The organism is Butyricimonas faecihominis (assembly GCF_033096445.1).
GTDB lineage: Bacteria > Bacteroidota > Bacteroidia > Bacteroidales > Marinifilaceae > Butyricimonas > Butyricimonas faecihominis.
Window position 1 is genome coordinate 2,816,815 of record NZ_AP028155.1, and the last position, 25,293, is coordinate 2,842,107.

Sequence of the window (25,293 nt, forward strand, 5' to 3'; positions counted from 1 at the left end):
TTTCAATTTTCAATTTTCAATTAACATGAGAATATACACGAAAGGCGGGGACAAAGGAACAACAGGAATATTCGGCGGGAGCCGGGTGGACAAAGATGATATTCGTATTGAAACAAACGGGACCCTTGACGAGCTGAATGCCACATTAGGTGTCATTCGAGCCTTGCTAGACGAGAAGGATAAACGGCAAGAAATTCTGGCATACATACAGCGAACGTTAATGATAGTCATGTCACAAGTGGCAACTCCCTCAAACATCCGGGAACAAAACCAGAACATCCTACCGGAAGATATAGACCGGTATTGCGAACAACAAATCGACCGTATGAACAGCGAGATGCAACACCCGTCCACCCATTTCATCCTGCCGGGCGGAACGCTGATTTCAGCCCAATGCCACGTGGCCCGCACGATCGCCCGCCGGGCAGAAAGAAGATTATGTACCCTAAACAAAACAGACGAAGTTCCCCCACTTATCCTGCGATTCGTGAATCGCCTCTCGGACTTACTATTTACCATGGCCCGCTGGGAAATGGATCAGCAAGGTGCGGAAGAAGAGAGATGGAAAGCGTTCCTTTACAAAAAAAAGAATCAATGAATAGCGTTCGCCTTGTGCGGCTGGAATCTAAAATCTAAAATCATTAAATCTAAAATATACATGTCTTTTCTTCGTTCAATCATGTTTGTCGGGACCTGCTCGGATGCGGGTAAAAGTATTGTTAACACGGCGTTTTGCCGAATATTCAAACAAGATGGCTACCACCCGGCCCCCTTCAAGGCGCAGAATATGTCACTAAATTCATATTCCACTCCCGACGGGCTGGAAATCGGACGGGCGCAAGCGGTACAGGCCGAGGCATGTGGCATTACCCCGGAGAGCGACATGAATCCCGTTCTGTTGAAACCCACGAACGAACAATGCTCGCAGGTCGTACTCAACGGAAAACCGGTCGGGAATATGTCTGCCAGAGAATACTTCATGTCCAACAACAAGGCCGAATTATTCAACCAAGCATACGCTGCCTATGAACGTCTGCAAGCCCGCTACTCTCCCATCGTGCTGGAAGGAGCCGGGAGCATCTCGGAAATCAACTTGCGGGAAAGAGACATTACGAATATGCGGATGGCATTGCGCACAAATGCCGCCACGTATCTGGTGGCGGACATCGACCGGGGGGGAGTGTTTGCCTCCGTCTACGGTTCCATCGCCTTGCTTTCAGAGGAAGAAAAAAAATTGATTAAAGGAATTATCATCAACAAATTCAGAGGAGATATATCTCTTTTCGACGAGGGAAGAAAGATTATCCACGACCTCACGGGTATACCTGTTGTCGGCGTGATTCCCTATTTCAAGGACATTTATATCGAAGAAGAAGACTCCGTCTCACTGGAAACCAAAAACACCAAAGCCGGGAGCGGCAAGATTAACGTGGCCATCGTACTCCTGAAACGCCTTTCCAATTTCACGGACTTCAGCGTACTGGAACGAGACGAACGATTTCATGCTTACTACACGAATAACGTGGAAGAAATTGGCAAAGCCGACATCATTATCCTACCGGGAACGAAAAACACAATCTCCGATCTGCGAAACATCCGGGCAAACGGTATCGCGGAGGCAGTCATCCGGGCTCACAAGGAAGGTAAAAAAGTGATCGGTATTTGCGGGGGGTACCAGATGATGGGCGCCCGGATCGAGGACCCGGATCAGATAGAGGGTGACATGACCGCCATTCCCGGCTTGGGCATCCTTCCTCTTGTCACGATCATGGAACCTGAAAAAGTCACTCGCCAAGACCAATTCACCTTCCGCAATCACCCGGAAACCTGCAAGGGGTACGAGATTCACATGGGTCGAACAACCTTGTTGGACGGGGTTCCGGAATCTCCCTTGAACCGTTTACACGACGGGCGAACGGACGGCTATATCTTAAACGAAAGATGCTGGGGTAGTTACCTCCACGGAATTCTGGACAATGACATCGTCCTCAACGAACTGGCAGAAGGACTGACCCAAGCAACCCCCACAACCTTCAATTATACCGATTTCAAAGATCAACAATATAACAAACTGGCCGATCACGTACGCGCACACGTTGACCTGCCATACATTTATTCCACCCTTAAAACCAAGTAATATGCTGAACGGACACGGAGATGACATATACAAATCAAACACGGAAATAAAAGCTAATTTCTCCACCAACGTATGGTATGACGCGGACACGGATATTCTCCGTTCCATGCTGATCACCCAAATCGACAAAATATTCCATTACCCGGAGCCTGCCGCCGAATCATTCGTACGGGAAGTTGCCCGGTTCCACAACCTGCAACCACAAAACGTGATTGCCGGAAACGGTGCCACGGAACTGTTTTACCTGATCGCACACGCTTTCGAAGGGAGTAAAACCATCCTTCCCATTCCCTCTTTTTCGGAGTACGAAGACGCTTGCACCCTTTACAGGCACCAACAGATATTCGTACCCATAAAAGACTTTCAGGCAGGCCCCGCAGACTTAATGTTTATCTGCAACCCCAACAATCCTGACGGGCACGTGTGGAAGCTGGAAGAGATTGAAAATATTTTACAACAATACCCTCAAATGACACTTGTCGTGGACGAATCGTTCATTGACTTTGCCCCCACGGCACAGCCATCCGAACCGTTATTAGCCAGTTATCCTAATCTACTGGTCATTCATTCCATGACGAAAAGTTATGCCATCCCCGGATTACGCTTAGGCTATATGTTGGGCAGCGAAAACCTGATAGACCGGATCAAACGCTTCACCCACCCGTGGAACGTGAATGCACTAGCCATCGAGATCGGAAAATTCCTACTGCAAAATGGAAAATACCTTCTACCCGACACGGGCAGGTTGCTCAAGCGTAAGGAGAATTTTGTCCGCGCTTTCGATGAACTTCCCGGATACTCTCCCGTCCCCTCGGAAACCTCGTTTTTCCTTATTCACACGATACATAAATCCCACGTGTTAAAACAGGAACTATTGAAACAATTCGGGATTCTGATACGGGACGCCTCGAATTTCAGAGGTCTGGACGAACATTACTTCCGGGTAAACACACTCTCGGATGAAAAAAATCAGATGCTACTCCGGGCGTTGAGATTATTATCCATCACTGATTTATAATCGGTTACCATGTTCTCGTTTTCAATCGTCATCGTCCCTCTCATCATCGGGTATCTTCTCGATCTCATTTTTGGAGACCCCCGGAAATTACCTCATCCGATCGTAGCCTTCGGAAATATTATCGGATGGTGTGAACGACATTTCAACAAAGGGAAACACAAAAAACGAAACGGGTGCCTGATTGCCATCATCCTACCACTTTCCACACTCCTTTTAGGGGGACTTCTCGCCTTAGGAAGCTGGATGCTCCACCCCTTCGTGTATTACTGCGTCGCCTCCGTGTTCGTTTTCTACGGATTGGCGAACCACAGTCTTATACAGGAAGGCGGAGAAGTTATTCGAACCCTTGAAGAACAAGGATTGGACGCCGGACGAAAACGCTTGTCGTGGATTGTCGGTAGAGACACTAGCCAACTTCCCCCGAGAAAAATATATACCGCCGTGCTGGAAACCATGGCAGAGAATTTAAGTGACGGGGTAGTTGCCCCTTTATTCTTTTACGCCTTGGGAGGATTTCCTGCCATGATGGCTTATAAAATGGTAAACACGCTCGACTCCATGATCGGGTACAAAGATGCACGTTACAAAGATTTCGGGTGCTGTTCGGCTCATCTGGATGATGTACTGAATTATATCCCGGCCCGGCTAACAGCACTTCTGATCGTCCTGTCCGGCTACCGGAAAGGGATCTTTTCCTTCATCCGAAAATACGCCCGCCAACATGCCAGTCCCAACTCCGGTTACCCGGAATCCGCTATGGCCGGAATCCTCGATTGCCGTTTCGGGGGACCGAACATTTATCACGGAATACTCGTGGAAAAGCCTTACATCGGAACGAACGACAGGGAATTATCGATTAGGGATTACAAACGTGCCGCCCGCATCAATCAATCGGTATGCCTGATCACGGTAATCCTTATTTGCCTTGTTTTCATACCATTGATATAAAAGAACGAGGGGCCACCGATGTTGAAGTGACCCCTCGTTTTTTTTCGAACTAATTTATTTCCGTTCTCCTAATTTATCATCCAGATAAATCAAGTTATGACCGTTCATCATCTTGATTCTATCAACAATAGTCTGTGCAGTAGACTCTTCTTCCACTTGCTCGTTCACGAACTCATTGATAAAATTCTGGGCAGCTTTGTCATTCTCCTTGATAGCTACATCCAATAAATCATCAATCAACTTAGAAACATGACACTCGTGTTGATAAACATGCTCGAAGACTTCCAAAACAGAACCCCATGCTGTCGGTACCACGTTGATCTGACCAATTTCTACATTCCCGTTCCGTTTGATCACGAAGTCAATCATTTCATAAGCATGATTCAATTCCTCTTTTGATTGCGCTCTCATCCATGATGCCATCCCGTCGTAACCATTCTGTGCAAAATACACGGACATTGACAAATACAAATTGGATGACCACATCTCAGCATTAATCTGAGCATTAAACGCCTTTACTAAATTTTCGCTCAACATAATTGTTTATTTAAAATTTGATATTCACTCTTCCAAATCGTTTGAAGAACGAACAAATTACATGCCACTCCAAAATTATGTCATTAAAAATATAGCTTAAGACATTTTGTCATTTTTGACTCATTAACATTAAAAAATGATCAATACCACACTCTCCCCAGTAAAAATGAATATAACTTGCCAACACGTTTTTATAGGTATATACCGGAGTATCAACCACCATATCCTTGGCATTATATATCGTGCCAATCACAGGTATTTTCTCATTCGTAGGCAATATTCGGGAATAGTGAAACTCATGCCCCCGAATACGTTGACCGTTTACACGAACTTCCCGATAACCCAATTTCAATTTCATCTGCTCCATTGTCGCCCCTTGTTTCAACACGCCCGCCATAGGATAAACCTTCCCGTCACCGTCTGTAATCGTGTCACACAAATACATCATTCCACCACATTCTGCCAGTACTCGCCCCCCGTTTTCACAATACTTCCGGACAGACTGTCTCATTCCCTCGTTAGCTGCCAACTCCGCCAAATGTAGTTCCGGGTACCCTCCGGGAAAATAGACCATATCGGCCTCCGGAAGACTTTTATCACGCAGCGGACTAAAAAACACCACCTCCCCGGCTCGTTTCAATGCCTCCACGTTCTCCCGGTACATGAAATTAAAAGCCTCATCCCGGGCAATAGCGATCTTCCTGTTCCCGAAACAAACGACATCTTGCGTCTGTTCACCGGAAAATTCCACCGTACAAAGTTCCAGTAAACGATCGACATTCACGGTTTTGTCAATCACCTCTGCCACCCGATCCGCGAACGTATCAAAACAAAACGTCTCATCAATCGACAATCCCAAATGACGGGACGGGATAACAATACTTTCATCCTTTGGGATATACCCCAATGCCTCCACTCCGGCATCCGCACAAGCCTGCTGCAAATAAGCATAATGCGCTACCGATGCCACGAAGTTAAACACGACCCCGACAACCCGGATTCCCGGATAGAAGTGTTTAAAACCATACAACACTGGGGCCACGGTATAGGCCGTGGACTTTGCGTTAAGTACCAACACGACGGGAATACCGATTAACTCGGCAATCTCCGCGCTACTCCCCTTCATCCCATCGTACCCATCAAACAACCCCATCACCCCTTCCGTCACGCAGACATCACTCGCAGTCCCGTACCGGGCGTACAGCTCCCGCACGTGTGCCGCCGATGCCATGTAAGTATCCAAATTCACGGATTCCTCTCCTGCGGCCATGGCATGATGTTTCGTATCAATATAATCCGGCCCGCACTTAAAAGGTTGTACCTTCATTCCCCGGTTCCGCAACAATCGCAACAGACCTAACGTGAATGTCGTCTTCCCGCTACCGGAACTTGCCGCCCCGATCATGATGAATGGTTTCTGTTTCATTTCTTTCAGCATTTACACGCAAAGATAAAACTTCTCGAAATAATAAAAGTATAATAACATTGGATGTTTCTAATAAAAGCCTATTTTTGTAGCGTTACGATATTTGAGGCGGTTGCAACATGGATAAACTTTCGGAATGGACGCCGGGAGCGGGCCTCAAGTATAAAGGAATGATTTATGAAGGAAATGGACATGATTAAAGACATCGTCCGGGTTTACAGAAATTACCCGGATCATGTGGCTTTTGTAATTGATGATACCTCTTACACCTATCAGGAGGTATTTGCCCGAGTGCAAGGAATTATGCCCTTCGTGCAGGATTGCCCGGAAGACATTATCGGAATCATCGCGGAAGATTGCATCGAAACGTACGCCTCTATTCTGGCCGTTTTGTTATCCGGGAAAACTTACGTAATCCTCCATCCCAACTACCCGGACAGTCGGAACAGAACCATTGTGGAATCCACCGGAATGAAACGGGTATTATACGGTCACGCATCCGGTACGCAGCAAGGCCTCTCCAACGAGATCAAATGTATTTCAACATTAGAGCTACGGGATGAAAATATAGACCATCTAACAGGAGAGCAAACGCAGGATACAAACAAGAATGCCTACATCATTTTCACCTCCGGAAGTACCGGGGTTCCCAAAGGAGTCCCGATCAGCCGGAAAAACTTGAACGCATTCTATGCCGCCTACCATCAACTGGGCTGGCAACTTGGGCCGACAGACCGGATGTTGCAAATGTTCGAACTGACATTCGACGTTTCAGTCGTGTCCACCCTCTACCCGTTAACCCTCGGAGCCAGCATTTACACGGTGGGAACAAACAAGTTAAAATACATGAGAGTGTACGAATTGATGGAAGACGAGGAACTGACTTTCGTGGCCATGCCTCCCTCCCTATTACAATTCCTGTCCCCTTACTTTGACGAGATTCACGTTCCAAAACTCAAATACCTTATCGTGACGGCAGAAGCGGCAAATGCCGATCTTCTCCAACGTTTCAGGGCCTGCGCCCCCAACGCGGAGTTCGTAAACCTGTACGGTCCCACGGAAGCCACAATTTATTGTACGGCTTACCGGATTCCTCCCGAAGGTTGCAAACAACACAACGGGATGATCGCCATCGGCCACCCCTTCACCGGAATCGACACCATGATTATGGACGAGAAGGGAATACCCGTGCAGACCGGAGAACAAGGAGAATTATGGGTAAGCGGGAAACAAGTCATGCGAGGCTACTGGCAAGACGAGGAAAAGTCCCGACAGGTATTCGCCCAGTTCAACGGAAAAGAGTATTATAAAACAGGCGACCTATGTTCTATCGATCCGGACGGGGACATCATCTATCGCGGACGTAAAGACTACCAAGTTAAAGTGCAGGGTTTCCGAGTTGAACTCAGCGAGATCGAATACCGGACAAAGAAATTCTTCCCGAACGAGACCAATGCCGTCGTCGTTCCCAAGAAAGAGGATGACGGGGGATGCCAATTGCACTTGTTCGTCGGGACAACACCCCATGAACGGGAAACCTTGCTCCATTATCTGAAGGAACACTTACCCGTCTACATGTTACCAACCGAAGTTCACTTTTTGGAAGAATTTCCGTTAAACACCAGCGGTAAAATTGACCGGAAAGCATTAACGACATTAATATAAAAAACTATGGAAACCGAAGAAATCTTACGCGAACTGGACACGATCTTTCGTGACATTCTAAAAAACGAAAACATCACGTTAACTCCCGAGACCACGGCAAAAGACGTGGACGGCTGGGATTCTCTAACGAATATGCGCCTCATCACGGCCATCGAAAAACATTACAACATTCGTTTCGGCCTGCGTGAAATACTGAAATTCAAACACGTGGGTGACCTGTGCGCATCCATCCAAGCTAAAAAGAAGTAGCCTATGATGTTTCTCTCTCTACCGTTTGTCATTCTGTTTACTTGTTGCCTAATCCTATATTACACGGTAAAAGGCAGCTACCAGAAACCGGTCCTGTTACTAACCAGTTGCATCTTTGTCGGTTATTTCAACATCGCATACCTACTGATAGCCGCACTCATTGCGGCAATAACCTTCTACTGGGGGCGCTGGATCGGGATGCAGGAACAGGAAAACAAACGCCGGAGAGTCTTCGTCGGGGGAATCGTCTTTCTCGTCCTGTTCCTCGTGGCATTCAAGTACCTCAATTTCATCGGGGAAAACATCGCCGTGCTACTCGGTTGGTTCGGCGTGGACTGGAAAGGAGCCATCACCTCTGTTTTCTTCCCGTTGGGAATCTCGTTCTATACCTTCCAAGCACTCGGCTATCTTATTGATGTCTACTGGGAAGAGGAAGAACCTGAACGCTCACTACCGGACTTCATGCTCTATATGCTATTTTTCATGAAATTCCTTTCCGGACCGATCGAACGGGCCTTCGATATGCTCCCGCAGTTGAAAATCGAGAAACGTTTCGACTACGACACGGTTACCTACGGTCTGAAACTCATGATGATCGGTTTGATGAAAAAAGTCCTGATCGCCGACCGGCTGGCTCCGCATCTGGATAGTATATTTGCCTCCGTGCAAGACGCTTCCGGGGCGCAGCTATTACTCGCCGGACTATTGTATCCGATCGAGCTTTATGCCGATTTCTCCGGTTACACGGATATGGCCATCGGTGGAGCCATGATGTTCGGCTATCGCCTGTCACCCAATTTTAACCGTCCGTTCGTGGCAAAGACAATCACCGACTTTTGGCGCCGCTGGCATATGTCCCTCTCCTTCTGGGTCAGGGATTACCTTTACCAACCCATCGCGGCAAGTAAACGATATTGGGGACAGTGGGGCATCGTCTACGCTCTTGTGGTAACCTTCGTGTTACTCGGCGTGTGGCACGGGGCTGGTTGGAACTATGTGATATACGGGTTAATCCAAGGACTTATCATCAGCTACGAGATGGTGACCGTGGCCTACCGGAATAAAGTGGAAACAAGCGTGGGGAAACACGTGTTCGGGGTTTACTCTATCCTCCGGACCTACCTGCTCTTTGCGTTCTCCCTGCTATTTTTCCGTCTGCCCTCGCTATCCGATGCCGGATACATGATCAGTCACCTCTCCTTCAACCTGCACACCTCGATTAAAGAACTGCGACTAGGGATGACCGACCAAGAATGTATCGTTGCCGGGGTTGCCGTCGTAGTGCTTTTCCTATACGAATACTTTATGTCGAAACGGGACCTATTGCAAGCCTTGAGCGAACGCCACAGAATCATACGTTGGGGGGTCTACTACCTGCTCGTACTACTCATGTTCCTATTCGGACAATTCGGATCTGAAGATTTCATTTATTTACAGTTTTAGCCATGAGAACTTTCAAAGGATTTATAATAAAATGCGTGCTTTTTCTCGTTCCCTTCTTTGTCCTCGCTGGGTTCTATTTTTACGATGATCCCTTTAAGGTTCTGCGGGAATACAAAAAATATGACAATGATCCGATCTTCCTGAACGAAGATTACATCGGTTGGAAGACATACAAGAATTACCGGGATTCCCTGCACTTCGATTCCTTCATCCTAGGAAATTCCTGTACGATGGCATTTCTGACCTCCGACTGGGAAAAATACCTCAACGGGAGTAAGGCTATACGCTTGTACGGGACGGCTGAACGATTGGCTGCCGTACACCGGAAAGTGATGGCTCTTGACAAGGAAGAGGAACATATTGCAAATGTTCTGCTCATCGTCGATGCCACCCTATTACGAGAATATCAGTTATCCACGGGCTACATGCACCTACTTCCCCCGGAAGTCAGCGGGATGAATAAATTCAAATTCCAATCCCAGTTCACACAAGAATTCTTCAACCCGAAATTTCTGGTTCCCTACATGGATTACCGGGTATGCCGACGCTACCGCAATTACATGAGAGGAATCGTGAATCCCGACAAAAACATCCGCAATGTTGTCACAAACGACTTGTGGAACCCGCGGGAACACGAAATAGAACAACTCGGTGACCATTACTGGGAAAAACATAAAAAGAGATTCCGTCCCCGTCCCGGGGAAGACCGGGTTCACCCTCCGGTATTAATGAAACCACAAATCAAACTGTTATCGGAAATCGCAAAAGTATTCCAAAATCACCACACGAAGTACAAAATCATCATTAGCCCGGAATACAAACAAATACGTCTGAACCCGGCGGACGTGAAGCAATTGAAAGAAATATTCGGAGCTGAAAACGTTTATGACTTTTCCGGCATCAACAAATACACAAATAACATCCGGAACTACTACGAAGGCTCGCACTATCGCCCCTGTCTCGGACGCCAACTACTGGACAGCGTGTATGCCACGCACAAAACAACTCGCTAATTTTAAATTTTAGATTTTAAATTTCCGACTACCCCCTCTAACTCCCCCTTACACAGCGGGAGGATGCGCGACATTGAAACATTGATACGATTTCTTGCGTCCGTCTCTCCCCCTGTGCAAGGGGGAGCCGAAGGGGGTAGTTAAAGCGTCAGCCTTGTGCGGCTGGAATCTAAAATCTAAAATTATTAAATTTAAAATTAATTGATTCCCAATTTCTTCCTTATCGCCTTCGGGATAGCATTCTTGTGAACCATAATATCCATTGTCTTCAAAGCCATATAAGGATAAGATGTGTAGAAATACCCTCCGAATTTGTTATACTTATTCCAAGAATTCTTCACGATGAAATAAGGAGTTCCGTTCTGATCTTTTGCTTTACCAATGATATGCATTCCGTGATCGTCAGTTGTCAGGTAACGATCGAACTCTTCCTGTCTCATCTCCTGCGTGATCGTCTTTTCGGGAGCCGGACCTTGCTTGAAAGCATCCATCATCTGCTGTCCCTTCGGCAACTTTTCCCATTTAGCAATTTCCGCACCGCTCATCTCCTTCGTGTCCGTTGCGGGGATCACGGCAACCCCTGCATCCTTCGTAGCAAATCCTTTCTCGCTCACGTCAGCACCCCAGACGAAAGTATAACCATTATCAATAGCATAATCCATCACTTGCATCAACTCTTCCAACGGAAGATTATAAGCCTTATCCCAAGACCAGTTATCCTCAACCTCAATAGCGAACTCCGTGTAGAAAGGATGGTGCGTGAAAGAGGTTAAATTCACATAGTCATCCATGTTTAAACCAACCACCTCTTTAGCGAAAGTCTGCGGTGTATATTCTTTTCCTTGATATTCAAACTTCTCCGGCTCCGGTCCGAGATAAGTATCCAGAATAGCATCGAATCCCCGTTTCCACGCCGTACTCAACCGCTTGTTGTTATTTTCCACTACCGCCTGCACGTAAGCTTTCAAAACAGCATCAATCTCTCCGAAAACATGACTCGGTTCCCCGTAATTCAATCCTTGATACACCTCAAGAGGCACAATCCCATATTTCTTTGCCATATTCGTCACATCCGAAGAGGCTCCTCCCACCGCAAAATTCAACACCCCGTGCAAGCGAACATATTTATCCGCCTTATCCGAATAAGCGTGTTTCACGAAATACATGGCCGACAAATTCACCGAATCTTTCCCCATTCGCATCATTTCCGACTCTAGGAAAGAGGACGTTGACCATGACCAACAAGTTCCGGCACGATACTGATCCTTCACGGAGGTAGCGGGCAATCTCTTGATATCAGTAAACTGGTAGCCTACAGGCTTTGTCGTGTCCTGTGCCGTCGTATTCTGCTGCGCATGGGCCATCATGTACCCTCCGAAAACGAAGGCGAATAAAATAAATGCTGTTCTCTTCATATCTTTTATATTGATTGTGATTTAATTGTCTGCCTGCAAAAGTATAAAAAGAACCGCAAAACAAGCTGACAAGCTGAATATATTTACGTTAGCCAATAACAAAAAGAGAACTGCCTAAACAGTTCTCTCTGTTACAAAATAAACTCCTCCGGCCTTCGGCCACCTCCTCTATAAACAGAGGAGGAGCTGGTGATTCTTCCCGAAGACAGGGAGTATTTCAGCTCTCCCTCTGTTTATAGGGGAAAATCGGCGAGTAAGCGAGAACAGACAGAGAGTTTACTCGTTGTCTGTCGAGCGAGAGCCGATTCGAGACTGCTTGCAGGCTCAATACCCCGAAGGGGGGAGGGAGTTTGACATCCTCCTTGACTTCTTTCAAATTCCCTTTCTTTAATTAAAAAGTATAAGAAACCGATGCCTGATAATTCCGGGGTTTCGCCATGATCGTGGTCCGCTCGAAATATTCCTTGTCAAACAAGTTGTTAACATTCAATGCCAGTGTTACGTGATTCTTGATCGTGTAGAAAATACCCGCATCCATCAACCACAAGGCCGGATCGTACAACCGGTTATCTATATTCCGGAACACCTTATCCTTGAAATTTCCACTCAAATGGAATGACAAATTCTTTAGCACCCCGCGTGGTATCGTGTAATCGGCATAAGCGTAGAATGTCGTACGAGGCACACCCGTGGCACGAACATTTTTATTCTGTTCCTTATATTTAGAGAAACGTCCGCTCTCGGCAATTTCCCGCAAACGATAGTCCGACCAACCGAGACCTCCCGTAACTTGTAAAGTCGGTAACGGACGAACAACCACCTCAATGTCAAAACCTCGCGAGTCGGCTCTTCCGACTTGTCCCCGGATACTCTTCTCCGTGGCCACGCCATCCACCAATACCGTCGTGTCTCCCAGACTCTTCACGATATTATACTTACGAATATAAAACACGCTTGCGTTTATATCCACCATCTCGTTCAAGGTGTAACGTACACCGACTTCCGTGGAATACCCCTTTTCCGGCTTGAACACTTCGCCCCCATCCTCGTCAGGATTGAACTCGTTACCCTTGCGGTCCAAATACATCACGGTAGGACTATATGTCGTGGTTACAGGATTGAAATAAGAAGAAATAGAACCGTAGAATGACAATTCAGGCATAGGGAAATACACGACACCCACTCGATACGTGAATGCCGAGGTCTCCACCTCTTTCCATTCTTTCCTGTTCTTCGTTTCATATTTCTGTTTCCCGTCATCAATCGTGGCACTTGATGTTTTCCGGCTATACAAATCCACACGCCCGGATGCCATCATTTTCCACTTATCATTAAATTCGATCACGTCATGCAAATAAATTCCATGCGTTCTCTCCGTGCGCAGGGAAACGGCTGAAACTTTCGTGTCCCACCACCCCTGCACGATATGCGGATCCCGCACAGGCAAAAGTGCATCCAAGCCGGGCCCCCACAAATCGTCATCTCCATAACCGTTATACTGGGCGAAATCAAAACAATTGTACGTCCATCCCAACGTGTAGTTATGCAACACGGAACCTGTCTCGAACTTCCCGGTCAACTCGATCGTGTTATTCACGTTTTTATGGTCCGGGTTAAAATTCAACGGGTTCTGACGGGCAGCATTTCCCCGTTGAACCGTATCCAAGTCAACATAAATCTTCTCGGTCTCTGACTTTTTATAATACCATTTGTATATCGGGTCTTTGGAAGTGCGGTAAGAAAGCCCCTCAATACAATGATAATCCAAATCACTGTGGAAATAGGAAAAACGTTCTTTCAACTTCATCCAATCCGTGATCTGGTAAACGTATGACACAGACATATCCCATACTTTCCGTTTCATGTAATTATTGGCAAAGTCATTATAAACCTCGCGGTAATCCGCCTCCGGGTGACGATCCCCCTTCAGCGCGTACGGTTTGTCTCCGTCCACGTAGAACATATCACCGGGCATAACGGGTGCAGCCCCGATCTCGGTCGTGTAATCATCATCGGCATAACTACCGGTCACATCAATACGTCCCCACTTTCCTAAATCAGCTCCCAAAACACCATACACGGAAAAACGATTTGCATTCACCTCACGCCATCCGTCACCCGTTGAATAATTGATATTGGCACGATATTCGAGAGGTCCCACAAGTTTTCCCCCGAAACCAAGAGTAGCTCGTCTCTCATCCCAGCTACCATAACTGATACGAGCGTTGGCCGAGAAATCGGGAGATGCTTTCTTGCGCACGATATTCAACACGCCACCCATAGCCGAATGTCCGGCCAAAATAGCAGCGGGACCCTTCAATAACTCGATAGACTCCACGGCAGCCAAATCCCCGTAAGGTACGTTATTCTTCAACGTCCGCTCATCGCGAATCCCGTCAATCATAACAACCGCACTCCCCTGTCCGCGAATGGAAAACTGTTGGAATTGCCCGTATTGTTTGTCTTTCGCTACAATCCCCGGCAAAAACTTAACGGCATCCATCAGATCGACAATCCCTTTCCGGTCAAGCATCTGACTAGACAACTTGCTCACCGTTATCGGAACGAAACGTAAAGGCACATCCAATCCCAACAAATCAATCCTCTTCTTTTTCTGCATCACATCCACCTGATCGATACGGAATAAAGAATCCGTGATACTCTTTTTCTTTCGCTTGTCGTTCTCTTGAGCGAGAAGCGAACCGACACACACAAACAGCAACAATGCTAATACAACAACTTTTTTCATACAACTATATATTAATAATGAATAAAGCATTATTAACATAGTCTTTTGGGCAACATGAGTCTAAGGTAAAATCCGTCTTTTTCCCTCTCGCTTTTTTTCCCGAAAGCTATGGTTTATCTTGTTCGGCAGGTCTTCTGACTTGTTCCGGATTTTGTTGCCTTCCCAGTTTATAACCAGTGACATTTGAAGTACAAAATCCCTTGTAAAGGAACTTACAGCTGCGGGTACAGTCCCGGATTCACACCGGGTTCCCTATTAAGCGTTACCTCCATGACCGAAGGTTCCGCACCAAAACTTGGTGCGAAAGTAATACATTTTTTTCATCCGGCAACAACCTTTTATAAAAAATTATATACATTTGTCTCGTCTTAGGTGATGTGTTGATGCCCAATTAACACACAAGAGGGAAGCCGGTTAGAATCCGGAACAGTGCCCGCTACTGTGATGCCCGTTTCTCCGGATAAGGAGATTCAAAGAAAGATTCTTACACCACTGTCCACACGGATGGGAAGGTATTTTTCTTAGGCGTAGTCAGGAGACCTGCCAAGACAAACATAGGTAATAGCGTATTCTCGGGGTCAGGAATACTATTATAAACATTTAAAACATCATCATCTAATGAAGAGAATTGTAATGCTAGGCATGATATTCATGTTAGCCTTGGTAAGTACCTCGTTTGCAGAGATCACATTAAAAGGAAAAGTCACAGATGCAAAGAGTGGAAAAGCCCTCATCGGTGCAAACGTTCGTCTGGTCGGAACAAGCATAGGGATTGCCACCAACAACAAAGGGGAGTTCATTCTAGAAAATATTCCGGATGGCACGTACACGCTACGGGCAAGCTATTCAGGCTACGAAGTTGCCTCGATAAAAGTCAACAGCAACAAAAACGACATTCTATTCCGGCTCACGGCCACCCCGGTAAACCTGAATCAAGTTGTCGTCACGGGAACGGGAACACACCGCCGTTTGAAAGATTCTCCCGTACCCATCGAGGTCATCAGCGGTACTGACTTGAAAAGTGCGGGCGTGAACTCCTTCGAAGATGCCCTCCTGTTACTGAATCCTTCATTCAACATACGTCCCACCGTCATGGGTTCCTACTTCACGCTGAACGGCATGAGTAACAAATACATCCTCATCCTTGTCGACGGCAAAAAAGTGGCCGGGGACGTGTCCAACAACACCGACCTCTCCCGTATTGACATGAGCCGGGTCAAGCGTATCGAAATACTGAAAGGAGCGGCATCCGCACTCTATGGTTCCGACGCTATTGCCGGGGTAATCAACATCATCACGGAACAACCGAAAGACCCGATCAGCGTGCAATCCAAGACCCGTTTCGGGGGAGAATCCAGCTTCTCGCAAAATGCCAGCATAGACCTACACTTTGGTAAATTCACCTCTTCCACCTCCTACCAAAGGAGACAGATGGGAGGCTGGCAATTAAGCCCTTACGAGATTGACGGGGACACAGCCATACTCACGAGAAGAGAAGCTTCCAGCAAGTTCCATTCCAACATTGTCAATCAACGCTTCACCTACGCCCCGGTGAAAAGCCTAAGCCTGTACGCCCAAGGGGGATATTTTGACCGGGAAGTAAACCGTCCCGTGCAGGAGAAGAAAGATGACGGGGGCTACACCTATGACCTAACCTACATGGACTACAACATCGGCGTGGGCGGACGCTACCAGCTAAACTCCACCGATTACATCGCACTGGACCTCTACATGGACAACTACGAATACAACAAACTGTACACCGTGGCACAGGTCAGTAAAAAAGACACGACCTTCCGCATCGGGGACGAGGAATTGACGAAACGCCAGAAATACTACAACGGGAACCTGAAAGGCGTGTTTAAACTAGGCTCATACAACAAAATTTCCGCAGGTACCGAGTACACGAACGACTACATGAAAAACCCCGGAAACCTCGAAGAACCGGAAGAGATCTACACGCTGGCCCTGTACGCGCAAGACGAGATTCGCCTCTGGAAAAACCTGCAAATTTTGCCGGGATTCCGCTACGTGTACAACGAGATGTTTAAGAACCGCTTTACCCCGAAAATAGCCTTGATGTACACCCTCGGCTCCTTCAATTTCAGAACATCCTACGCCGCCGGTTTTAAAACCCCCAGCATACAAGAACTATATTACGATTACGAAGCCCGCGGGGCTATCACCATCGGGAACCCAGACCTGAAACCGGAAAAAGCAAACTACTACAACATCAACGTGGAATATGCCGGGAAATATCTGAATGTCTCTGTCAACGGGTACATCAACGACGTGAAAGACATCATCGAGAAATACGACGTTGGGGTTACCGACGAGGATAAAGCGAACGGGATAAAAACCCGGAACGTGTACCACAACCTCGACAAAGCCAGTATCAAAGGCTTCGATGTCACGATCAATAGCTACTTGGGTGCCGGGTTTTCTGCCGCCGGATCCTACAACTGCGTGTATGCCGCCGATGATTCCGGACGCCGCCTGAGCGAATCGGTACGCCACGCGGCAACCTTCCGGGCCGGGTGGAGCCATGAATGGAACAAGTACAAACTACGGGCCAACATCAACGGGAGAATGCAAGGTTCAAAATACATCTACAAAAAGACCACGGACAAAACAACCGGGAAAGACATTTACACCGACGTCAGCGCCCCCAAGTACCAGCTCTGGAACTTGGCGACCACCCACACCTTCGCTCCCGTGGGTAACTTCCTGTTCGAAATCAACGCCGGGATTGACAACATCTTTGACTGGACGGACGATCGCCCCAGCGGGGTAAACTATGCCACGCTAAACCCCGGACGCACACTATTTGCCAGTCTCATTATTCGTTTCACCAAATAAACAAACATCATGAAAAACATATTTACAGCTCTACTTTTATTGACAAGTCTGTTCACATTTGCCCACGGTGGAGGTGGTTTCAAACATTCCGATATATTCAAGACTCTTGGTCCTAATGACAAAGTAGCCATTCTCATGGTTCACTTCGGTACAACTCACGATGACACCCGAGCCTTGACCATCGAGGCCATTAACAAAAAAGTGTCACAAACATTCCCCGGAGTGGAAGTCCGTGAAGCCTACACTTCCCGCATGATCATGCGCCGCCTCAAAGAGAAAGGTATGGTCAAACTGAATCCGACCGAGGCCATGGACAAACTGATTGCCGACGGTTATACCCACTTGATCCTTCAACCCACGAACATCATCGAAGGAATTGAAATGGAAGCCCTGCAAAAAGAAGTTGCATCATACCAAACGAAGTTCAAAGACATTCGCTTAGGGACAGCTCTTCTTCATTCTCCCGAGGATTACCAAGCCGTGGTAAAAGCGATTGCCGCATCAATCAAGGACAAGGAAAAAGGGGATTGCGTCTTCGTATGCCACGGGACCTACCACCCGGCAAACTCAACCTACGGGATGCTCGACTACGTGATGAAAGCTCAAGGACACAAGAACTACCACGTGGGAACGATCGAAGGTTACCCCACGATGGATGATGTAATCCGCGAACTCGAAGCGAATAAGGCAAAAGAAGTGACCTTGATACCCTTCATGTTCGTGGCCGGAGACCATGCCAAGAATGACATCGCCGGGGACTGGAAAGACGAACTGGAAAAGAAAGGCTATAAAGTAAACGTCCTGCTCAAAGGACTGGGAGAATATCCCGCCATACAGGAACTTTTCATCCAACACGTGAAATTCGCCACCAAACACCAACGGGAAGACATCACCGTGAAGAAAAAGAAATACGAGAAAACAGACGATATAGACTAACCCGCCCATGTTAACCAAATTGTTTATCCATATCCACCGGATACTGGGGTTAATTCTCTGTATCCTGTGCTTTTCATGGTTCATATCCGGAATCGTGATGATCTACCACTCCTTTCCCCGTGTAAGCCAAGAAGATCGGTTCACTCGTGCGGAAATTCTTGATACGAATGGCTTGCCCGCCATCCAAGACGTGTTACTCCGCCTCCCGGCCAAAACGCCAACCCGCGGACTCTCCCTGAACAACCCTTATGGAGATCCCGTATTCAGTATAGGGGGAGGACGTCAAAGCGTTGAGTTATACGCGGACACGAATGTCGTGGCTCCCGTTATTAACTACGCACTCTGTGAAAACCGGGCTGCTCGCTGGTGTGCCGATCGAAAGATTACCCGGGTGGATACCCTGTACGCCCTCGACCAATGGATCCCCCTCGCCCATTACAAGCGGGAATTTCCCATCTACAAATTCTACTTCGACGGTCCGGAAAAATACCAGCTTTACGTCTCTTCCCGAACCGCCAATATCCTGCAGTTTACCGATTCCGACAATCGTTTCTGGGCATGGTTTGGAGCCATTCCCCATTGGGTGTATTTCACCGTTATCCGGGAAAACCAGAATCTTTGGACACAATTCATGTACTGGGCATGTTATCTCGGAATGTTCATGTGTTTTACCGGATTCGTTCTCGGCATACGTTCCTACTGGCTCGCTCGCCGGAAAGGCTTTCTTCGCTCCCCGTACAAGAAGCGATGGTTCAAGTGGCACCACATCACGGGTTTCTTCTTCGGTATATTTGTCTTCACGTGGATACTGAGCGGTTATATGTCCATGGCTCCGCTTCCTTCGTGGCTCTTCGGCAAACAGGACTCCCGCGGATTCCGCCAAAGCCCGGCTGAAAGACAAGCCCCGTCACCTACCGACTATGCCTTGGACTATCGAAAAGCCATTACCCTCACCGCTACTCCGGATGATCCTGTCAAAACCATCGAGTGGACCCACTACCAAGGTATTCCCCTCTATCGTCTCCGCACGGTCAGCAAGGAAGTGACCTTAGACGCCTCCACTGACACGATTCGTCCTTTCCGCATCACGGAAGAGATGATCCTCGCTGCCGTCAAACGCCTCGCCGGGGACTCAACCACCTACTCCATCACCAAGATGAACGAGTACGACAACTACTATATATCCCGTCGTCGTCCTCTACCGCTCCCTGTCTACAAGGTCACGTTCGACAACAAGGCGAAGGACTGTTATTACTATAACCTTGAATCTTTCCGTCCCGTTCACTACGACACCAACGGACGCTGGAAACGCTGGCTTTACCGTGGTCTTCACACCCTTGACATCAAATTTCTCGTCGAGCGCCCCGCACTATGGACCGTGGTCATTTGGACCCTTCTCCTTGGCGGTGCTGTTGTCTCCTTCACGGGAATCGTACTTTCGGTGAAATACCTCAAAAACAGGTTTATAAAGTTCGTAAAGTTTATAAGGTTCATAAAGTAGTGTCCCCCGCAGGTACCTTTTTTGGGCTGTCCAAAAAGTCATTTTTCAAACTCCCTCCCCCCTTCGGGGTACTCCCTCTATAAACAGAGGGAGAGTTGAAATACTCCCTGTCTTCAGGGAAAGTCACCAGCTCCTCCTCTGTTTATAGAGGAGGTGGCACGAAGTGACGGAGGAGTTTTTTGATATAAAATGACTTCTTGGACAGCCCAAAACTCCGTCCGAAGGACGCCCGTCACTTTATAAACTTTACAAACCTTATAAACTTTACAAACTAAATCGTAACTTTGCTCGAAATAACGTCTTTATTTATGAAACACGGAAAAATATATGTCGCCGGCATTGGGCCGGGTAGCGAGGAAGACATTACCCCAGCCGTACGGACAGCCATCATGCAATCGGACGTCGTGGTGGGTTACAAATATTACTTTAACTTCATCCGATCCATCGTCCGCCCCGAAACGGAGTGCATCGATACCGGGATGAAAAAAGAGAAAGACCGGGCAGCCCTTGCCTTCGAGTATGCCGAACAAGGACACACCGTCTGTGTTGTCAGCTCCGGAGATGCCGGAATATACGGGATGGCACCCCTCGTTCTTGAAATGAAACGGGATAAAGCGAGTGATGTTGAGGTAGAAATTCTTCCCGGGATCAGCGCCTTCCAGAAAGGAGCCGCATTACTGGGAGCCCCTATCGGGCATGACTTTTGCATCATCTCCCTCTCCGACCTCATGACCCCGTGGGAAAAGATCGAGCGTCGCATAGAAGCCGCCGCATCTGCCGATTTCGTGACTGCCGTCTACAACCCCAAAAGCGAGGGACGCTACTGGCAACTCTATCGCCTGAAAGAACTATTTCTCAAATACCGCGAACCGGAAACCCCTGTCGGCTACATCCGCCAAGCCGGACGTGAAGAACAAGAAGTCAAGATCACGACACTACATGATTTCAACCCGGAAGAGATCGATATGTTCACGATTGTAATCATCGGAAACTCTCAGTCCTACACGTGGAATGACAAGATCATCACTCCCCGCGGTTACTACCGGGAACAATGTACCGAAAACGTTGGTATCGGGCAGGAAATCATGATGCGCAGTTTCCGCACTATCGAATCCGAATTAAGGGACAAAAACATCCCCCTCGGCCGTAAATGGGCGTTGTTACACGCCATCCACACCACTGCCGACTTCGACATGGAGAACATTCTCTACACCGACAATGACGCCGTGGAAACACTCCATACTGCCCTGCACGATGGCAAGGTACGCATGATAGTAACCGACGTCACCATGGCAGCCTCCGGAATCCGCAAGGGAGCCCTCGAACGTCTCGGCATTGAAGTCAAATGCTACCTCGACGATCCTCGCGTGGCAGAAATGGCATCCCGTCTCAAAATCACCCGCACACAAGCCGGCATACGCCTTGCCGTGGAAGAACATCCCGAAGCACTCTACGTTTTCGGTAATGCCCCCACGGCCCTCATGGAACTATGCAAGCTCATGCGTCAGGATAAGGCCCATCCGATCGGTGTTATCGGTGCGCCCGTCGGTTTTGTCAACGTTCGGGAATCCAAACATATGCTGAAATCTTTCACCCGTCTACCCAAGCTCGTCATCGAGGGGCGCAAGGGAGGTAGTAACCTCGCCGCCACCCTCGTCAACGCCATCCTTTGTTTCGATGACGCCGCACAGCTACGACCGGGAAGAGACCTTTGAGGAATTGAAAATGGAGAATTGAAAATTGAAAATTTCCCGAAGCCAGTGAGTAACCCAGCTCTCCCTCTGTTTATAGAGGGAGTACCCGAAGGGGGAGGGAGTTCAACATAAAAGATAAACCATGACAAACCCAAAAATTACCCACAACACGAAAAAACAACGGGACATTCGTAGGGAACTACACCAGCACGGAACACCAGCGGAAGCGACTCTTTGGAAATTCCTCAAGGGACGACAAATAAATAATTTAAGATGGCGTAGACAATTTAGTATCGAAACCTATATTCTCGATTTCTATTGCCCGGCGGCCCGACTTTGCATTGAATTAGACGGGGCAAGTCATTTCACTCCCGATGGCGGATATAATGATGAACGCCGGACAGAATCTCTTTGGCAAAAACATGGAATCCGTACTCTCCGTTTTGAAAACAAGCTAATTTTTGAACAACCGGAAAATATACTCGAAACGATAAGGATAGCACTGACTGAAGGAACGCAACAAACTCCTCCGTCAGCCACGCTGCCACCTCCTCTATAAACAGAGGAGGAGCTGGTAACCATTCCCGAAGATGGTGAGTAATCCAACTCTCCCTCTGTTTATAGAGGGAGTACGGCGGAACCGGGAGAGAGTTAAATCTAAAATTATTAAATCTAAAATGAATAACTTCACAATCATCGGTATAGATGACAAGGATCATCCCGAATTACCGGAACAGGCCCGGGCGGCCATCGCCACCCATCACGTTTTTTCCGGGGGGAAAAGGCACCACGAGATCATGCGTGACAACCTGCCGGAGGCCCACCTCTGGATCGACATCACCGTCCCGCTGGACGAGGTGTTCCGCCAATACGAGAACCACCCGGACATCGTTGTTTTCGCCTCCGGGGACCCACTCTTTTTCGGTTTCGCCAACACCGTACTCAAACGTCTCCCCGACGCCAAGATCACCCTGATTCCCACGTTCAACTCCTTGCAGACACTGGCTCACCGCCTCCTGCTCCCCTACCATGATATGCACGTCGTTTCCCTCACCGGGAGACCGTGGCACGAGTTCGACCGAGCACTCATCGAGGGACAGGAGAAAATCGGCGTGCTTACCGACCGGGAACACACGCCGACCACCATCGCCGAACGTATGCTCCGTTACGGGTATGACAACTACATCATGTACGTCGGTGAAGCCCTCGGCAGTGACACCGAAACCGTCCGCGTCCTCGTTCCCGATGATGCCACGGCCCTCACCTTCCGCCACCCGAACTGCCTCATTCTCTACCGCACGTACGAGCGTCAGCGGCATTTCGGCATTCCCGAAAGCGACTTCGAACTGCTCGACGGACGTGTCAACATGATCACGAAAGCACCGATCCGCCTGCTCACGCTGGCACAACTGGATCTTCGTCGCCATCAAACCCTGTGGGACATCGGGTTCTGCACGGGTTCCGTCTCCATCGAGGCGAAACTCCAGTTCCCTCACCTGCACGTCGTGGCTTTCGAGCAACGCCCCGAGGGCAAGCGCCTCATGGAACTCAACGCTGCCCGTTTCGGGACGCCCGGCATCATCACCCGCATCGGAGACTTCCTGCAGGCTGAACTAGACGACCTTCCCGCCCCCGACGCCGTATTCATCGGCGGCCACGGCGGCCACATGGATCAAATCGTCCGGAAAGTCAGCGAACACCTGCTCCCGGACGGAATTATCGTCTTCAATTCCGTCTCTAAGCAAAGTCAGGAATTATTCGCCGAAACCGTCAAACAACACGGCTTCACTCTCGTCAGCACCCAACACGTGGCCATCGATGACCACAACCCCATATTAATCATGAAAGCACAAAAAATATAATCCCATGAAAAAAATAGCCATCATCATAGCCTCCCGTCAAGGACTGGCACCAGCCCTTACCATACACCGGGAACTTCCCGGAACAGAACTATTCTACGCAGGCGAAGGAGAGGCAAATCCCTGTACCTCCATCGACTCCATCCCGGCCTTCATCGCCACCAACTTTACCCGCTACGAAGGTCTCGTCTTTATCGGCGCTCTCGGCATCTGTGTCCGGGCCATCGCCCCTTGCACGCAATCCAAGTACACGGACCCCGCCGTCGTCTGCATCGACTCCATGGGTAGGAACGCCATTTCTGTCCTCTCCGGTCACGTCGGTGGGGCCAATGCCCTTACTCGTCGGCTCGCTGCCATACTCGGAGCCGTCCCCGTCATCACCACCCAAAGCGACAACAACGACCTCTGGGCCCTCGACACCATTCACGAAAGGTTCGAGGGATGGATCCCGGAACCCGTCGGGCCGATGAATGAAATCATCTACAAGTTCGTCAACCGCCGTCCCGTGGCCCTACTCCTAGACATCCAAGATAGCGGAACCCGGAACCTCGAACGTACCGCACCGCCTCACGTCGACATTTACAACTCCTTTCAGGAAATAGACCAGAATCGTTACGAGGCCCTGCTCATCGTCAGCCCCTTCATCTACCCCGTCGTTATCCCAACCCTCTACTATCGCCCACACGTGCTTTCCCTCGGTTTTGGGTGTCGGGAAAACTGTGACCCGTCGGGTGTACGGGAATACATCACCGCACGTCTTATCGAGGCGGGAATCTCCCCGACCAGTCTCACGAACCTCGCGACGATTGACATCAAAAAGGATGAACCTGTTGTCGACCTTCTTACTCACAGTTTAATACTTTCAATGGACTCGTACTCGCCCGACGAACTCCGGAACATCTCCGTTCCCAACCCCTCGGAGAAAGTACGTGAAGTAACTTCTTCCCCCAGCGTCGCCGAGGCCGCCGCCCTGAAATCTACCGGGAATACCCGTCTGCTCCTTGAAAAACAGAAAGGTAAACTCAGTGAGGGCAATGACTTTACTTTTGCCGTTGCCATGAATCGTACTGTCGAACGCCGGGGATTCATCGAGATCGTCGGGGCCGGCCCCGGAGATCCGGAACTGATCTCCGTTAAAGGCAAGTACTTCCTTGAACAAGCCGACCTCATCCTCTACGCCGGCAGTCTTGTCCCCGTGGAACTCACGTACTACGCCAAACCCGGTGCCACCGTGCGCAGTTCTGCCGACATGACCCTTGAAGAACAATTCGCTCTCATGAAAGAATTCTATGACCGGGGCCTCTTTATCGTGCGCCTGCACACCGGGGACCCCTGCATCTACGGAGCCATTCAGGAACAGATGGCTTTCTTTGACGAATACGGCATGGATTACCACATCACACCGGGTATATCCTCTTTCCTTGCAGCGGCAGCGGCCTTGCAGTCACAGTTCACCATCCCCGAAAAAGTGCAGACAATCATTCTTACCCGCGGAGAAGGGCGTACCCCGATGCCGGAAAAAGAGAAACTCCACCTGCTGGCCCGTTCGCAAAGCACAATGTGCATCTTTCTCAGTGCCTCTATCGTTGATCAAGTGCAATCCGAACTGATGCAACACTACCCGCCAACCACCCCCGTCGCCGCCTGCTACCATCTCACGTGGAAAGACGAGCGGATATACCGGGGAGAATTGCAAGACTTGGCGAAGATCGTGAAAGAGAATAACCTCACCCTCACCACCATGATCGTCGTGGGTGACGCCATCGACAACCGACAAGGCCTGTCGAAACTCTATTCACACCAGTTCAAACACCTGTTTAGAAATTGAAAATGGAGAATTGAAA

Annotated in this window: 19 protein-coding genes and 2 riboswitches; of the genes, 15 read left to right on the forward strand and 4 right to left on the reverse strand. The window is 48.6% G+C overall.

Annotation, left to right across the window (positions count from 1 at the left end):
* Window positions 1-25: 25 nt before the first annotated feature.
* Genes R8806_RS11765 through cbiB form a run of 4 tightly spaced genes read left to right on the forward strand, consistent with a single transcriptional unit; the run spans window position 26 to window position 4,103 of the window.
* Window positions 26-598 carry a cob(I)yrinic acid a,c-diamide adenosyltransferase gene (locus tag R8806_RS11765; RefSeq protein ID WP_124316566.1) on the forward strand — a complete coding sequence of 191 codons (573 nt, stop codon included), beginning with the start codon at window positions 26-28 and terminating at the stop codon, window positions 596-598.
* A gap of 60 nt (window positions 599-658) precedes the next feature.
* Window positions 659-2,137, forward strand: a complete 1,479-nt coding sequence (locus R8806_RS11770; protein ID WP_124316567.1) for a cobyric acid synthase — start codon at window positions 659-661, stop codon at window positions 2,135-2,137.
* Between the two features lies 1 nt (window position 2,138).
* Window positions 2,139-3,155, forward strand: coding sequence for a pyridoxal phosphate-dependent aminotransferase (locus R8806_RS11775; RefSeq protein ID WP_124316568.1), 1,017 nt, complete (start codon window positions 2,139-2,141; stop codon window positions 3,153-3,155).
* Window positions 3,156-3,164: 9 nt separating this feature from the next.
* Complete coding sequence (gene cbiB, locus R8806_RS11780) at window positions 3,165-4,103, forward strand: adenosylcobinamide-phosphate synthase CbiB (RefSeq protein WP_124316569.1); 939 nt, start codon at window positions 3,165-3,167, stop codon at window positions 4,101-4,103.
* A gap of 54 nt (window positions 4,104-4,157) precedes the next feature.
* On the opposite strand, the gene R8806_RS11785 is transcribed toward cbiB, so the two are convergent.
* Both R8806_RS11785 and R8806_RS11790 read right to left on the reverse strand, forming a co-directional pair.
* Window positions 4,158-4,640 (reverse strand): ferritin, encoded by a 483-nt coding sequence (locus R8806_RS11785; RefSeq protein ID WP_124316570.1) that lies wholly within the window; start codon window positions 4,638-4,640, stop codon window positions 4,158-4,160.
* A gap of 109 nt (window positions 4,641-4,749) precedes the next feature.
* The gene (locus R8806_RS11790) at window positions 4,750-6,066 is read right to left on the reverse strand and encodes a cobyrinate a,c-diamide synthase (protein WP_124316571.1); all 1,317 of its coding nucleotides are present in this window, start codon (window positions 6,064-6,066) and stop codon (window positions 4,750-4,752) included.
* Between the two features lie 177 nt (window positions 6,067-6,243).
* On the opposite strand from R8806_RS11790, the gene R8806_RS11795 reads away from it, so the two are divergent.
* The 4 genes from R8806_RS11795 to R8806_RS11810 are packed head-to-tail and all read left to right on the forward strand — an operon-like array spanning window position 6,244 to window position 10,436.
* Window positions 6,244-7,731 carry an amino acid adenylation domain-containing protein gene (locus tag R8806_RS11795; protein ID WP_124316572.1) on the forward strand — a complete coding sequence of 496 codons (1,488 nt, stop codon included), beginning with the start codon at window positions 6,244-6,246 and terminating at the stop codon, window positions 7,729-7,731.
* A gap of 6 nt (window positions 7,732-7,737) precedes the next feature.
* The gene (locus R8806_RS11800; protein WP_124316573.1) at window positions 7,738-7,980 is read left to right on the forward strand and encodes an acyl carrier protein; all 243 of its coding nucleotides are present in this window, start codon (window positions 7,738-7,740) and stop codon (window positions 7,978-7,980) included.
* Window positions 7,981-7,983: 3 nt separating this feature from the next.
* Window positions 7,984-9,423: an MBOAT family O-acyltransferase gene (locus R8806_RS11805; protein WP_124316574.1), complete on the forward strand. Its 1,440-nt coding sequence runs from the start codon at window positions 7,984-7,986 to the stop codon at window positions 9,421-9,423.
* 2 nt (window positions 9,424-9,425) lie between these two features.
* Window positions 9,426-10,436, forward strand: coding sequence for a histidine kinase (locus tag R8806_RS11810; protein ID WP_124316575.1), 1,011 nt, complete (start codon window positions 9,426-9,428; stop codon window positions 10,434-10,436).
* A gap of 197 nt (window positions 10,437-10,633) precedes the next feature.
* Here R8806_RS11810 and R8806_RS11815 read toward each other — a convergent pair whose 3' ends face one another.
* Entirely contained in the window at window positions 10,634-11,851 is a 1,218-nt protein-coding gene (locus R8806_RS11815; protein ID WP_124317005.1) for a C1 family peptidase, read from the reverse strand.
* A gap of 391 nt (window positions 11,852-12,242) precedes the next feature.
* Complete coding sequence (locus R8806_RS11820) at window positions 12,243-14,600, reverse strand: TonB-dependent receptor (RefSeq protein WP_124317006.1); 2,358 nt, start codon at window positions 14,598-14,600, stop codon at window positions 12,243-12,245.
* 107 nt (window positions 14,601-14,707) lie between these two features.
* Window positions 14,708-14,909, reverse strand: a riboswitch (cobalamin riboswitch).
* A 44-nt stretch (window positions 14,910-14,953) separates the two neighbouring features.
* A riboswitch (cobalamin riboswitch) is annotated at window positions 14,954-15,162 on the forward strand.
* 56 nt (window positions 15,163-15,218) lie between these two features.
* Here R8806_RS11820 and R8806_RS11825 point away from each other — a divergent pair.
* The 7 genes from R8806_RS11825 to cobM all read left to right on the forward strand — a co-directional run bounded on the left by R8806_RS11825 (window position 15,219) and on the right by cobM (window position 25,277).
* Entirely contained in the window at window positions 15,219-17,459 is a 2,241-nt protein-coding gene (locus R8806_RS11825; RefSeq protein ID WP_124317007.1) for a TonB-dependent receptor, read from the forward strand.
* A 9-nt stretch (window positions 17,460-17,468) separates the two neighbouring features.
* The gene (locus R8806_RS11830; RefSeq protein ID WP_124317008.1) at window positions 17,469-18,395 is read left to right on the forward strand and encodes a sirohydrochlorin cobaltochelatase; all 927 of its coding nucleotides are present in this window, start codon (window positions 17,469-17,471) and stop codon (window positions 18,393-18,395) included.
* A 7-nt stretch (window positions 18,396-18,402) separates the two neighbouring features.
* The gene (locus tag R8806_RS11835) at window positions 18,403-19,896 is read left to right on the forward strand and encodes a PepSY domain-containing protein (RefSeq protein ID WP_124317009.1); all 1,494 of its coding nucleotides are present in this window, start codon (window positions 18,403-18,405) and stop codon (window positions 19,894-19,896) included.
* A gap of 308 nt (window positions 19,897-20,204) precedes the next feature.
* Entirely contained in the window at window positions 20,205-21,611 is a 1,407-nt protein-coding gene (gene cobJ / locus R8806_RS11840) for a precorrin-3B C(17)-methyltransferase (RefSeq protein ID WP_124317011.1), read from the forward strand.
* A 121-nt stretch (window positions 21,612-21,732) separates the two neighbouring features.
* Window positions 21,733-22,149 (forward strand): endonuclease domain-containing protein, encoded by a 417-nt coding sequence (locus tag R8806_RS11845; protein ID WP_151412077.1) that lies wholly within the window; start codon window positions 21,733-21,735, stop codon window positions 22,147-22,149.
* Window positions 22,150-22,267: 118 nt separating this feature from the next.
* Window positions 22,268-23,452, forward strand: coding sequence for a precorrin-6y C5,15-methyltransferase (decarboxylating) subunit CbiE (gene cbiE, locus R8806_RS11850; protein ID WP_124317956.1), 1,185 nt, complete (start codon window positions 22,268-22,270; stop codon window positions 23,450-23,452).
* A gap of 4 nt (window positions 23,453-23,456) precedes the next feature.
* On the forward strand, window positions 23,457-25,277 hold the full coding sequence (gene cobM / locus R8806_RS11855) for a precorrin-4 C(11)-methyltransferase (RefSeq protein ID WP_124317957.1): 1,821 nt from the start codon (window positions 23,457-23,459) through the stop codon (window positions 25,275-25,277).
* Window positions 25,278-25,293 lie beyond the last annotated feature (16 nt).

Coding starts and splice junctions, on each gene's coding strand:
- R8806_RS11790 (WP_124316571.1), bottom strand. CDS start 6,066: ATGAAACAGAAACCATTCATCATGATCGGGGCGGCAAGTTCCGGTAGC.
- cbiB (WP_124316569.1), top strand. CDS start 3,165: ATGTTCTCGTTTTCAATCGTCATCGTCCCTCTCATCATCGGGTATCTT.
- R8806_RS11835 (WP_124317009.1), top strand. CDS start 18,403: ATGTTAACCAAATTGTTTATCCATATCCACCGGATACTGGGGTTAATT.
- cobJ (WP_124317011.1), top strand. CDS start 20,205: ATGAAACACGGAAAAATATATGTCGCCGGCATTGGGCCGGGTAGCGAG.
- R8806_RS11770 (WP_124316567.1), top strand. CDS start 659: ATGTCTTTTCTTCGTTCAATCATGTTTGTCGGGACCTGCTCGGATGCG.
- cbiE (WP_124317956.1), top strand. CDS start 22,268: ATGAATAACTTCACAATCATCGGTATAGATGACAAGGATCATCCCGAA.
- R8806_RS11785 (WP_124316570.1), bottom strand. CDS start 4,640: ATGTTGAGCGAAAATTTAGTAAAGGCGTTTAATGCTCAGATTAATGCT.
- R8806_RS11800 (WP_124316573.1), top strand. CDS start 7,738: ATGGAAACCGAAGAAATCTTACGCGAACTGGACACGATCTTTCGTGAC.
- R8806_RS11795 (WP_124316572.1), top strand. CDS start 6,244: ATGAAGGAAATGGACATGATTAAAGACATCGTCCGGGTTTACAGAAAT.
- R8806_RS11815 (WP_124317005.1), bottom strand. CDS start 11,851: ATGAAGAGAACAGCATTTATTTTATTCGCCTTCGTTTTCGGAGGGTAC.
- cobM (WP_124317957.1), top strand. CDS start 23,457: ATGAAAAAAATAGCCATCATCATAGCCTCCCGTCAAGGACTGGCACCA.
- R8806_RS11805 (WP_124316574.1), top strand. CDS start 7,984: ATGATGTTTCTCTCTCTACCGTTTGTCATTCTGTTTACTTGTTGCCTA.
- R8806_RS11810 (WP_124316575.1), top strand. CDS start 9,426: ATGAGAACTTTCAAAGGATTTATAATAAAATGCGTGCTTTTTCTCGTT.
- R8806_RS11775 (WP_124316568.1), top strand. CDS start 2,139: ATGCTGAACGGACACGGAGATGACATATACAAATCAAACACGGAAATA.
- R8806_RS11765 (WP_124316566.1), top strand. CDS start 26: ATGAGAATATACACGAAAGGCGGGGACAAAGGAACAACAGGAATATTC.
- R8806_RS11825 (WP_124317007.1), top strand. CDS start 15,219: ATGAAGAGAATTGTAATGCTAGGCATGATATTCATGTTAGCCTTGGTA.
- R8806_RS11845 (WP_151412077.1), top strand. CDS start 21,733: ATGACAAACCCAAAAATTACCCACAACACGAAAAAACAACGGGACATT.
- R8806_RS11820 (WP_124317006.1), bottom strand. CDS start 14,600: ATGAAAAAAGTTGTTGTATTAGCATTGTTGCTGTTTGTGTGTGTCGGT.
- R8806_RS11830 (WP_124317008.1), top strand. CDS start 17,469: ATGAAAAACATATTTACAGCTCTACTTTTATTGACAAGTCTGTTCACA.